The following is a 12,087-nucleotide window of genomic DNA, read 5'->3' on the forward strand; positions in this document are numbered from 1 at the left end:
CTGAGCCCCTGTGCTGCTAAGCAAATCCCTTTTAAACAACACGAAACTGAGACTGCGACTGCGACTCTTTCCATTTTTCCTCTTAAATAGCATTCACCTCAACTAGTTCCCAAAATATCAGGAGAAACCCTATCAAATATTTCCGAAAATTCCTCGTTTTCTGTGTAGGTGTTTTTCTGAATTAGAATTTGTAGTTTTACACCGTATAATTTTTTCGCTATGAAATTTTTACGCTTTGTAGGTACCGTTGCCCTTTTACTTTTTTGTATACAAACCCTCCATGCCCAAAAATACCGGTTCAAAGCCAGTAGTTTGAGTGTTATGGACCGTGGTGAAAAAGGTCAGTGGTCGGAATGGTCGGAATTTAAACCTGCCGATGTGGTGATTACCCTTGACGGAGACAAAGACCGTATTGTGATTCATTCCAAAGACATTCAGTTGTACCGAATCACGGCCTATTACGATAAAATTGAAACCGAAAAAGAACAAACCTTGGGATTTGAATGCTTGGACAATACCGGCGAAATGTGTGTGGTCCTCTTGGTTACGCACAAAGACGAAGGCGGTCGAATGCAGTTTTACATCAACTACCGCGACTTGAAAATGGTGTACAACGTGTATAACGCAAAATAAATGTTGGAATCCACGCACTCATTTCGGTATCCCAAACAGGAAAAACTCAAACGCCGTAAGTTGATCGAACGCCTCTTCACTGAAGGAGAAAGCGTTGGACAATACCCGTTGCGCTTGGTCTATCTTCCAGTTCCCGAAGAGCAGGAAACGTTGCAAATCGCCGTTTCGGTTTCCAAAAAATATTTCAAAAAAGCCGTGGATCGCAATTATTACAAACGGGTGCTTCGGGAATGCTACCGACTCCACCAGTACCGGATAAAAGACCACCTCACGCAACCCTATGCGATGTTGTTCTTTTACCAAACCCGCGACCGCATGGATTTTGCTACCATAGAACGCAAAACGCAACAATTGTTTGACAAATGGGTCACGTCCCAAACCCTAAAAAATGCAGAAAATGATGTTCAAAAACCTTAAAAAAAGATATGTACTTCCTGCTGTTGCCGCCGGAATGTTCTTTATAGGCACCAGTTTCAAAGACGATTTCTTTGAAATTGCCAAGCAGATTGAAATCTTTACCACCCTGTTCAAAACCGTCAATCAAAACTATGTGGATGAAGTCAATCCCGCCGAATTGATGGACAAAGCGATTAAGAGTATGTTGGCCAATCTCGATCCCTACACCAACTATTTCAACGAGCAAGATGTCGTAAAATTTAAAATCAACAATACAGGCGAATACACCGGTATCGGGGCTATGATTGCACGTAAAGAAGATAAATTAATCATCAAAGAACCCTACAAAGGCTATCCTGCCGACAAGGCCGGACTCAAAGCGGGGGATGCGATTGTTCAAATTGGAGATGTGCTTTTGGCCGACTTCAAAGACGATGCCTCGCAATTGTTGAAAGGGGCGAAAAACACCAAAGTTGAAGTAAAATACATCCGCCAAGGCAAAACGCTTTCGACGACTATTGTTTTGGATGAAGTCGAAATCAATGCTGTGCCGTATTTTGGTATGGTCGATGCTAAAACGGGTTATATCGTATTGAGTGCCTTCAACCGCAAAACCACTACCGAAACCAAAGAGGCGTTGGAAAAATTAAAAGCCCAAGGTGCCGAGCGAATTATTTTGGACTTGCGCGGCAATCCGGGCGGACTACTCAACGAGGCTGTGAATGTATGTGGTTTGTTTGTACCCAAAGGCGAAACCATTGTAACCACCAAATCCAAAAACGAGAAATACAACGCAACCTACAAAACCACGCGCGAACCCGTGGACCTTACCATTCCGTTGGCGATTATTGTGGATGGAAAAAGTGCTTCTGCCTCTGAGATTGTTTCGGGTGGATTGCAAGACTTGGACCGCGCCGTGATTATCGGTAGCCGCAGTTTCGGAAAGGGATTGGTACAACGTCCGTTGGATATGACCTACGGTACCCAAGTGAAAGTGACCATTTCTCGCTACTATACACCTTCGGGCCGCTGTATCCAAGCATTGGATTATGCCCACAAAGGTAAAGACGGCAAAGCCGTGAAAGCGGATAAGTTCAACGCCTTCAAAACCAAAAAAGGACGAACAGTGTATGACGGTGGCGGGATTCAACCCGACATTGAAATGGCTGAAACCAAAACCAGTACGATTGCCGAAGTCTTGCAAAAAAACGATGTGATCTTCAATTTTGCGACCGATTACTACTACCGTCATCCCAATCAAGGAGCAACGGTGCCAACGATTACCGACGCGGATTATGCCGACTTCAAAGCCTATTTGAAAAAAGAGAAAATCAGTTTTGATACCGAAACTGAATTGGCTTTGAAAGCTACATTGGAAAAAGCTAAAAAAGAAAATGTGGACGAGTCCATCAAAACCCAATACGAGGCGTTGTATGCTGCTTTACAAAAAAGCGAAGAAGCCTTGTTGGATAAAAACCAAAAAGAAATCAAACGACTGTTGTTGGACGAATTGATTCGCCGCTACCAATACAAAGAAGGCTTGTACCAGTATTATGTAAAAAATAATGCAGAGATTGCTCGCGCTACACAGTTGTTGGCCAACCCATCCGAATACCAAAAAATATTACAATAATGTTGCGTTTATTACGATTTTTACCGCTGTTGTTTTGCGGAATTTTGTTTGCCCAAGAAGAAAGTGTACACTCGGTGTATTTTGAATTTGACAAAGCCGATGTGAATGCCAAACAAGTTACGGACATGGTTGCTTTTATCAAAGGCACCGATTCCACCCGTATCGAATCCATCCAGATTTTTGGGTACACCGACGATGTGGGTAAAGAAGATTATAACTTCAAATTGTCAACCAAGCGGGCGACCACCATCCAAAATAAGTTATTGGAAAACGGTATCAAAAACAAAATTATCGTAACCATTGAAGGCAAAGGAAAGATTTTAATTGATGATGATATTGTTGACAATCTGCCCGAAAAGCGTTCCAAAAACAGACGTGTCGATATTGTAATTAACCTCAAGGAACTCCCCAAATTGGTGATGCCTGGGTATTATAATATGCTCCAAAAAAACCATGTGGTAGGTGATCACATCATTTTGGACAATATTTTATTTGAAAAAGGCAGCAGCCGATTGACCTCGAAGGCCAAAGAAGAATTGGATAAAGTAGCCCTGCTTACCTTGCGTTACAAAAACATTCAATTTGAAATCCAAGGCCACGTATGTTGCACACCGCCCAACCAAAAAGAGGCGATTGACAAAGACACGCGCAAGCGCAAACTATCTGAAAATCGCGCCATGTCAGTGTACAAATATTTAGCCTTCCGCAGGGTGCCGAAAAACCGCATGACCTACAAAGGCTATGGTAACACCAAACCGTTGGGAAAAGACCCCCAATACGACCGTCGGGTGGAGTTGGTGATTACAAAAATCTAAGCTTTACGCATTCGGATGTGCGGAATGTCATCCTCTAAGTAAGTTTCGCTAATCACTTCAAATCCGTGGGATTCATAAAACTTTTGCAAGTACAACTGTGCAGAAATGGTAATGGGTTGTGGACCGTAGGCTTCGTATACCCCAGCAATAGCGGCTTTCATCAAGGCGTGACCCGCTTGTATCCCTCGGTAATCGGGATGAACAACAACGCGACCAATTGAGGCTTCATCAAAATAATAGCCTTGGTCAAACAAACGCGCATAAGCAATTAAAACGCCGTTTTGGTAGCCCAAGACATGTAACGCCTTTTCATCTTTCCCATCAATATCCAAATAGACGCAATTTTGCTCCACAACAAAGACGACTGAGCGCAATTGTAGGGATTCGTATAGTTGCGCAAGAGAAAGTTCGTTAAAACGCTTTATTTCGAATGTAATATCCATGCTATTTTTTTAAAAATCGGGTCGAACGAATGATAGCTTCCAATTCAAACAGTAAATCCCGTTTCTTTTTGGAAGGTGCATAACAAAACCCTTCGATAAAAAGTACGCGGTTATTGGGTTCGTCCACTATGGCGTAATTGACAAAGGGTCCGCCCATAAAATCGTGAGATAGTTCCCAGCTTCCTCGGGTTTCAAACGCGGGTTTTCCAAAGATGGTTGTTTCGGATTGGTAGGGTGTAAATGCCTTTTCTGTCATCATGTAGGTACGCGGCACGGCGCCATGAATGTATATTCTGCCGATGGAATCGCGGATGCTCACAATTTTTCGGGTAGGAATTTTATTGTTTTTCAATACCGACAACGGCATTTGGTACATGATCAAGCTAAGGTTCCCGCTCGTGATTTCTTTCTTGAGCCAAATAAAACGCTTGCCGCCCATAACCATGCGATACCGATTGGGGACATCAAAGGTGATTCCAAACCGCTCCACAATTTTTTTGGTATCCAACAGCGAATCTTTTTTCAGCCATTGTTGGTAGACTTTAATTTCAGATTCTTTAATCTTGGCAATAATCAATGAATCGTTGTTATGGATGGAATCCAGTAATTCTTGTACCGACCGTCCTGAAATATGCACAACCGTTTGTGGGTTGGCGAATTCGTTGGCTTGAATGCGAAACTGACTTTTATCTTCGCGTTTGACAATTATGATGTTCCGACTATTGGAGGTAAATCCTTCCAATAATTTGGCGGGATATTGATTGAGCGTTAATACCGGTTCTTCTTGGGGTAAGCCTAAAAAGGGAGCGGCCAGCGTATTGCGCAAGGTATCCCCTACTTCACCGTTCCACAATTGATCGTCGATTAAAACGGCCACTTGGTTGGGTTTGGAGAAGGTTATTGTATCGGATTTATCGCTTCGATTGGAACAGGAAACGATGAAAAACCCGGAAATTAGGCATAAAAAAAGGGCTTTATTCATAAAGTAAATAAAGCCCAAAGATAGTTATGTTTTTAAATTATCCGTTGATTTTTAACTTCATTCCGGGAGTAATACTTTCTCCTTTGATGTTGTTCCAACGTTTAATATCGGCGATAGAAACGCCTGGGAATTTTTTAGAGATACTAAACAATGAATCTCCTTTACGAACATGGTAAAGCGTTTCTTTAGTTTTGGTTTTGGCTACAGCCTCTTTGGTTTTGACTGCTACAGTTACTTCGGTTTTGTTGACCACCAATTTCTCACCTACTTGGATGGAATTGTCGGTACGGTTGTTCCATTCTTTCAATTGGTCTACCGAGGTGTTGTATTTTTTAGCAATAGAACCTAAATTATCTCCACGACCCACGGTGTATTCTTCGGTGCGGAACTCTTTTTTAGGTGCTACTTCTTCTTCACGAACTACAGCTACAGCATCATCAGAAATGATTAATTGCGTACCCAATTTAACGTTGTTGCCCATGATGTTGTTCCATGAACGCAATTGCTCCACCGAAACATTGTGTTTTTTGGCAATAGAACCTAAGTTATCGCCTTTGGTTACCACATAATAATTCACAGATCGAGTAGAATCTTGAATTCCGGTATTTTTGATGCGCTCCACTTTGGCAGCTTTATCATTGGCAGCAATCGCTTCCATTTTTTCAGTTACCGGAACTTTGATTTCTTTACGAACAGTAGTCACCACTTTTTCATTTTTGATAATTTTAATATTATCGCCAATGCCAATGTTGTTTCCTTTGATTTTATTCCATTTGCGTAATTCGGCAACGGTTACATCGTATTTTCCAGCTATCTCACCCAAAACATCGCCGCTTTTCACTTTGTGGTATTTCACCACATCTTTATTCACGACCACCTTTTCGGTTTTGTATTGGATTTCGTATTTCACTTCATTCGATGAAGGTGCAGCAGCAATCGCTTTGTTGGTAGAATCTTTAGCGACTTCTTTCTTGCTGTTTTTCACCACAATTTCTTCCGGCATTTTGATTTTCAAACGTCGACCAAGTGGTGCGCGATCGCTTCTTAGGTGGTTCCATCGCTTGATATCGGTTACCGTTACATCATATTTTTCGGCGATTTCTGTCAAATTATCACCACGACGTACTTTATGGTACCGCGTGCGGGTGATGTAATCCCTGTTTAAAGCAGCAATTGCAGAAGTGTCTTTTGTACGGCTGTTTATGCGCTCAAAAGGACGCTCGCGAAGTGATTCTTCATGCTTTACATAAGCATAAATTTTCTCTTCATTCGACGTAAATAAGGCTACTTTGTCTTTGGGTAAACGAATGTAATGGCGCTCGCCTGTAATGGCAGGAACCTCTTTACGTTTGAACGACGGATTGTAGAATTGAATTTCATTCACAGGAATATCCAATAAATCCGATAATTGCTTAAAGGTAATGTGATTTTTGATGTGAATGGTATCCGTTGCAAAATGATTCGCAATGGCTTTATTCGGAACAATACCGTGTTCTTTGTGGTATTCAAAAATATACATGGTTGCCAAGAAAGCTGGTACATAACCTTGGGTTTCTTTGGGCAAATTTTTACGAATGTTCCAGTAATTCTGTTGGCCTCCCGAACGACGGATGGCTTTGGCTACGTTACCCGGACCTGAATTGTACGACGCTAAAACCAAATCCCAATCACCAAAAATTTGATACATGTTTTTCATGTATTGCGAGGCAGCCTGACTGGATTTAATCAAATCACTTCGTTCATCTACGTAAGTGGTGATATCCAGATTGTATTGTTTCCCCGTTTGGTACATAAACTGCCACAAACCGGTAGCTCCCACGCGAGAAACCGCCAATGGATTCAATGCCGATTCGACTACAGCCAAGTATTTAATTTCTAACGGGATATTGTTTTTCGCCATTTCTTCTTCAAAAATGGGGAAATAGAACTGGGCAATTCCCATTAACCGTTCAAAATGTCTTTTGCGGTTTTTTAAAAAAGATTTGATTACATTTTCTAAACCGGGATTGTACTCAATGTTAAACGGCGATTTTTCATCCAAGCGCTTCAATCGCTCTTTCAACACTTCGGTTGGCAATTCATAATCAACCGGTTGATCGACATTTACGTTTTTGATGTCTTCCAACATCGTGTCATAAATATCCAAGGCGGTCAATTCTTTCATCCACATACTGTCGATGCAAGAAGCCATTTCATCGTGTACAAAAGTGGCTTTAATAGAATCCAGATAAGAAAGTTTAGTTTCTTTTTTCACTACGGTATCTTGAGGAACTGGGTTCTCTTGGGCAAATAAAGCCGCTGAGGTACAGAACAAGAGTGTAGTAATCCGATTTTTTAAAGTCATGTAATTATTTTTTTAAAATAGTATCTATCAACTATTTAGGTTTTTGCAAAAGTAAAACCTATAACGTAAAAAAATACTTATTTATTGTTAAAAGTCAATTTCTTAGTCTAGAATCGCTTGAATTCCAGGCAATACGCGCCCTTCCAACATTTCCAACATGGCGCCTCCTCCCGTTGAAACATAGCTCATGCGTTCTTCCAAACCAAACTGTTTTACAGCAGCAACTGAATCCCCTCCACCAACTAATGAGAAGGCTCCGTTAGCCGTTGATTCAGCGATATATTCACCCAGAGTGATGGTTCCTTTGGCAAAACTTTCCATTTCAAAAACCCCTAAAGGTCCGTTCCATAAAATTGTTTTGGAGTTCATGATCACTTCTTTGAAATTTTCTAGCGAACGGGGTCCGGCATCTAAACCTTGCCATCCGTCTGGAATTTCGCGAACATCTACGATTTGAGTATTTGCATCATTGGCAAAAGCATCGGCAGCAATTACATCCACAGGAATATGAACGTGTACGTTTTTCTCTTTGGCTTTGTGTAAAATTTCTAAAGCCAAATCCAATTTGTCATTTTCACAGATAGAATCGCCTACCTTTCCGCCTAAGGCTTTGATGAAGGTAAACGTCATTCCGCCCCCAATAATCATGTGGTCGACTTTGTCTAAAATGTTTTCGATTACCGTGATTTTAGAAGAAACTTTTGAGCCACCCAATACCGCAGTTACGGGTTTAACAGAATTATTTAAAACACGATTCAAACTATCGATTTCTTTAGCTAATAAATAACCAAAACATTTGTCATTCGGAAAGAATTGTGCGATAATGGTAGTTGAGGCATGCGCGCGGTGTGCGGTCCCGAAAGCATCGTTCACATAGATGTCTCCTAGCGAGGCCAATTCTTTTGAAAATTCTACATCACCCGCTTCTTCTTCGGCGTAAAAGCGAAGGTTTTCAAGTAATAACACTTCCCCTGCTTTCAAATTAGCGGCAGCATTTTGGGCTACATCGCCACGACAATCGGTGGCAAATAGAACAGGAACGCCCAATACTTCAGCGGTTTTAGCTACGATATGGCGTAAAGAATATTTATCTTCTTTTCCTTTGGGACGGCCCAAGTGCGACATTAAAATCACGCTTCCACCATCGGCAAGAATTTTAGCAATTGTGGGTTGTGCCGCTTCGATACGATTGGCATCGGTTACGTTGAAATTTTCGTCCAAAGGCACATTAAAATCTACTCGGATTAAGGCCTTTTTACCTTGAAAATTGAAGTCGTTTAACGTTTTCATTCGCTAGTTCAGGTTACTATTATTCGTCTGCAAATATAACGATTTAAACGGGTTAAGAAAACGATAAATGTCATTGTCCGGATTCACGACCGGAATTAAAAGTGGAGTAACGGCTTATATTCGGGGGAGAAATCCAACTTTAGATCGTACTTTTTCGTACATCAAAGGAAACATATTTCGGCGGTTTTTGATGGATAAAACGGTACCGAGTACTAAAAAACTAATGATCATTATCGGTAATACTTTCGTTAGCACTATTCACTGACAACACCCATAGTTTTTCCGTGTACGTTCCGTTCAATTGAGATTTAACAAGGGCCACCGCTTCTTCTTCAGTAACCACACGAATTAAACTAACGTATTGAAAATTATTCTGATGATTGATCAAACATTTTGGAGATAATCCTTTCTTTTTCAATTGATTCATGAAATTGCCCGTATTCTCTGTCATGGCAAAAACGTTAGCAATTAAGTAATAGCCTTTGGGTTCGTTGGGCAAACTGATAAACTGCAATTTTACTTTATCGGTTTGATCTGCCAAAGCGGTGTCTTTGCGTTTAATGTTCCATGAAGCGTCAGCATACAATTGCGTTACATTTTTGTTTACCGCCACAATTTGGATACAATCTTTAAAAACGCCATCCAATTTACTGGCTTGCTTTGCTACAGCTTCTTCTTGATTGGTAGTTTTCAAAATGGCCACATAACGGTAATTATTCAGTGGATTGGTAAACACGATGTTTTCTAACCCTTTAGTGTTTAAAAACTTTATGTATTGATTGGTGTTTTCATCGGTTTTAAAAATACCGGTAACCAAATAGTAGGCGGGTTCGGCACCCGAGATTTTCAACATCTGGATTTCTGCAGTTTTTCCACTTTCAATTACTTGATCTTTACAAAAACGATTGAATGAAGATGTCGATTTGTTATTATTTTCTGAAAGCAAATCAATATTGGCAGGAACAAATTTCAGTACTTGTTTCAAGCCGGTCAATTTGTATTCGTTTTTGGAAGCAATTTGGGTAAGCCCTAATTTTTCTTCTGCTTTTGTCGTATTGTCTGAATCTACGACCATGCCTGTGAAGAATAAAAAGCACTGGTCACCCGTTGATAATAATCGAATCGAGGTTTCGTCTGCATTATTGGAAATAATCGAATTGTTTGGATTCGAAACCGTAAACACACAGCTGTCATATCCAAGGGTATTTTTGCTGTCGGGATAACGGTTCATGCAATAGTGACCGTCAAGCGTAATGCTGCTGTTAAAGAAATTGTTGGGTTTGCGTTTTCCATCGGTAATGGGTTGGAAATTGCCGCCTTTTTTGGTGCCTAACAATATTTGATCTCCGATTAAATTGTTGTCTCCTTCTAAAGCGCCAAAGGCTAATTTTACATTGACATTGCCTGAGGCAGGTGTGTGGAATCCGAAATAGCTGAAATCAATAGGCTGCGCATTCAATGTGGCAAAACCATCATTTAATGAAATGTATTTTTCCGACAAAGAAGGATCTTCATATACCACGAATAGTGTCCATCCCGCTGCAGAACCACCCGATAATGTTCCCAAAGTGGCTTTAATATTGGCCACCGTATACACTCCGAAAGGATTGGTTAACGCCTGCAATTGGGAAGTTACATCGGCAAAAACAGCATAAGGAGCCATGTCTTTGGAATGACGATCTTGAATACCATCGTGCAAAAGTTGACCCGCAATGGCTGTGTATTTTTCTTTTCCAGGAAATTTAATCAAGATATTGGTGAAATTTTCACGAGCAGGATCTACCGGAATGTATTTCTCAGAACCCTTTTGTTCCCCTTCATTGAAGAGATACGTGGCCGACCAATACAATCCAGCAAAAATAATTTTCTTAGACGAAGGATTTTCAGCATATAATTCGGCACTACTCGATGAAAAAGTAGCTTCATCATCATCCACATCAATGTAATCCATGAAGAATTCATCATTCAATTTGGCTTGATTGGTGTGGTTGTAGTAGGCGTCATTAGGACCATTGGAGTAATCGGCACGATTTACTATGGTGTTGGCAATCATAGCCATATCTCCCTTGAGATGCTTTTCAAAACGAGATTTAAATGGAACTGAAAGCTGCGCACTCACCTCCATAGAACTTATCAGCACGAGGCTTCCAAGTAGCAATTTCTTTAGACGGTTAGCATTCATTGTTCTTAAGTTTTGAATTAGGTTTGGGGAAAACCATAATAGATTTCGAAACAAATGTAAATACAAAAATCGATAAAGTGTATGTTTTAGTCGATAAATGGTAATTTTGTGTATTTTTTAAATATATTTTCTTACAAAATAAAATATTTTACAAAGCGATTCTTACAGGTCTTATTTTCATTTTACACCAAAAAATCGTTTAAAATGCTATATTTGCTTATGTTATTTTCTGAAATTTTAGGACACGAACACCTTAAAAATCATTTGATTAGAAGTGCCTCTTTGGGAAGAATTCCCCATGCACAACTTTTTGTGGGACCTGAAGGATGTGGGACATTACCGATGGCCATTGCGTATGCTCAATACATTATTTGTTCCAATTCGGGTTCGGAAAATAATGGCGCTAATGAAGCATGTAATTTAAAATTCAATCATTTAGCACATCCTGACTTACATTTTGTATATCCCACAGTTTCTACAGATGAAGTGAAATCAAAGCCTAAGAGTTTGGATTTTCTCAAAGAATGGCGACAGTTTGTTACAGAAAATGCCTATGGCGGACTCTTCGACTGGTATAAACTTTTGGATGTAAAAAACAAACAAGGGGAAATTCGGGTGGATGATGCGCAAGAAATCGTCAAGGCCTTGTCTTTAAAATCACATGAAGGCGGTTATAAAGTAATGATTATTTGGATGGCCGATAAAATGAACATTGCGGCTTCCAATAAGTTATTGAAATTATTAGAAGAACCTACAGACAAAACGGTGTTTATTCTAATTTCTGAGAATGAAGAAGATATTTTACAAACCATCCGTTCCCGTTGTCAGGTGCTTCAATTTAATAGTTTGACAGAGGCTGATATTGCAAAAGCATTGGTTTCTCGAGAAGGAATTGATGCTAAAAATGCACAGAAAATCGCCCATCAATCCCAAGGTAATTTCAACAAAGCCCTTAAATTAGTACGTGCCGAAGACGAGGATTTTCCGTTTGAACAATGGTTTGTGCAGTGGGTTCGCGCCGCCTTTCGTGCCAAAGGAAACGCAGCAGCAATTCATGATCTGATCGCTTGGAGTGAAGAGATTGCCAGTTTGGGACGGGAAACACAAAAAAAGTTTCTGGTATATTGTACCGATATGTTTCGTCAAGCGCTTTTATTGAATTATCAAGCACCTGATTTGGTTTATGTTGAACCTCAGGTAGCCGGTTTTCAATTGGAAAAATTTGCGCCCTTTGTTACAGGAAATAACATTACCGAACTCTTTAAAGAACTTTCAGAAGCGAGTTACCTTATCGAGCGTAATGGAAATGCAAAAATTGTCCTCACCGATTTATCGATAAAATTAACGCGATTAATTCATAAACATTAGT

General features: G+C 40.3%; 10 protein-coding genes. 5 read left to right on the plus strand and 5 right to left on the minus strand.

The window, feature by feature from the left end; all coding sequences use genetic code 11:
• Positions 1-219: 219 nt before the first annotated feature.
• The 4 genes from EQG61_RS02345 to EQG61_RS02360 are packed head-to-tail and all read left to right on the plus strand — an operon-like array spanning position 220 to position 3,477.
• On the plus strand, positions 220-633 hold the full coding sequence (locus tag EQG61_RS02345; RefSeq protein ID WP_129460281.1) for a hypothetical protein: 414 nt from the start codon (positions 220-222) through the stop codon (positions 631-633).
• Positions 634-1,050, plus strand: a complete 417-nt coding sequence (gene rnpA / locus EQG61_RS02350; protein WP_129460282.1) for a ribonuclease P protein component — start codon at positions 634-636, stop codon at positions 1,048-1,050.
• Entirely contained in the window at positions 1,034-2,662 is a 1,629-nt protein-coding gene (locus EQG61_RS02355; RefSeq protein WP_129460683.1) for a S41 family peptidase, read from the plus strand. The genes rnpA and EQG61_RS02355 overlap by 17 nt, the downstream gene beginning before the upstream one ends.
• A complete protein-coding gene (locus EQG61_RS02360; RefSeq protein ID WP_129460283.1) occupies positions 2,662-3,477 on the plus strand; it encodes an OmpA family protein in 816 nt (271 codons plus the stop codon). Before EQG61_RS02355 ends, EQG61_RS02360 begins: the two co-directional genes overlap by 1 nt.
• On the opposite strand, the gene EQG61_RS02365 is transcribed toward EQG61_RS02360, so the two are convergent.
• The 5 genes from EQG61_RS02365 to EQG61_RS02385 all read right to left on the minus strand — a co-directional run bounded on the left by EQG61_RS02365 (position 3,474) and on the right by EQG61_RS02385 (position 10,718).
• Positions 3,474-3,920: a GNAT family N-acetyltransferase gene (locus tag EQG61_RS02365; RefSeq protein WP_129460284.1), complete on the minus strand. Its 447-nt coding sequence runs from the start codon at positions 3,918-3,920 to the stop codon at positions 3,474-3,476. The genes EQG61_RS02360 and EQG61_RS02365 overlap by 4 nt on opposite strands.
• A gap of 1 nt (position 3,921) precedes the next feature.
• Positions 3,922-4,902: a DUF4837 family protein gene (locus EQG61_RS02370; RefSeq protein ID WP_129460285.1), complete on the minus strand. Its 981-nt coding sequence runs from the start codon at positions 4,900-4,902 to the stop codon at positions 3,922-3,924.
• A gap of 37 nt (positions 4,903-4,939) precedes the next feature.
• A complete protein-coding gene (locus EQG61_RS02375; protein WP_129460286.1) occupies positions 4,940-7,246 on the minus strand; it encodes a LysM peptidoglycan-binding domain-containing protein in 2,307 nt (768 codons plus the stop codon).
• 102 nt (positions 7,247-7,348) lie between these two features.
• On the minus strand, positions 7,349-8,536 hold the full coding sequence (locus tag EQG61_RS02380; protein ID WP_129460287.1) for a phosphoglycerate kinase: 1,188 nt from the start codon (positions 8,534-8,536) through the stop codon (positions 7,349-7,351).
• Positions 8,537-8,756: 220 nt separating this feature from the next.
• Entirely contained in the window at positions 8,757-10,718 is a 1,962-nt protein-coding gene (locus EQG61_RS02385) for a hypothetical protein (protein WP_129460288.1), read from the minus strand.
• A 219-nt stretch (positions 10,719-10,937) separates the two neighbouring features.
• On the opposite strand from EQG61_RS02385, the gene holB reads away from it, so the two are divergent.
• Positions 10,938-12,086 carry a DNA polymerase III subunit delta' gene (holB, locus tag EQG61_RS02390; protein WP_129460684.1) on the plus strand — a complete coding sequence of 383 codons (1,149 nt, stop codon included), beginning with the start codon at positions 10,938-10,940 and terminating at the stop codon, positions 12,084-12,086.
• The last annotated feature ends 1 nt before the right edge of the window (position 12,087 follow it).

The organism is Flavobacterium stagni (genome assembly GCF_004122105.1).
Lineage (GTDB): Bacteria > Bacteroidota > Bacteroidia > Flavobacteriales > Flavobacteriaceae > Flavobacterium > Flavobacterium stagni.

Bases quoted from the DNA above. Each gene is read 5' to 3' on its own strand.
- EQG61_RS02385 (WP_129460288.1), bottom strand. From the start codon at position 10,718: ATGAATGCTAACCGTCTAAAGAAATTGCTACTTGGAAGCCTCGTGCTG.
- EQG61_RS02370 (WP_129460285.1), bottom strand. From the start codon at position 4,902: ATGAATAAAGCCCTTTTTTTATGCCTAATTTCCGGGTTTTTCATCGTT.
- EQG61_RS02365 (WP_129460284.1), bottom strand. From the start codon at position 3,920: ATGGATATTACATTCGAAATAAAGCGTTTTAACGAACTTTCTCTTGCG.
- EQG61_RS02345 (WP_129460281.1), top strand. From the start codon at position 220: ATGAAATTTTTACGCTTTGTAGGTACCGTTGCCCTTTTACTTTTTTGT.
- EQG61_RS02380 (WP_129460287.1), bottom strand. From the start codon at position 8,536: ATGAAAACGTTAAACGACTTCAATTTTCAAGGTAAAAAGGCCTTAATC.
- EQG61_RS02355 (WP_129460683.1), top strand. From the start codon at position 1,034: ATGTTCAAAAACCTTAAAAAAAGATATGTACTTCCTGCTGTTGCCGCC.
- EQG61_RS02360 (WP_129460283.1), top strand. From the start codon at position 2,662: ATGTTGCGTTTATTACGATTTTTACCGCTGTTGTTTTGCGGAATTTTG.
- rnpA (WP_129460282.1), top strand. From the start codon at position 634: ATGTTGGAATCCACGCACTCATTTCGGTATCCCAAACAGGAAAAACTC.
- EQG61_RS02375 (WP_129460286.1), bottom strand. From the start codon at position 7,246: ATGACTTTAAAAAATCGGATTACTACACTCTTGTTCTGTACCTCAGCG.
- holB (WP_129460684.1), top strand. From the start codon at position 10,938: ATGTTATTTTCTGAAATTTTAGGACACGAACACCTTAAAAATCATTTG.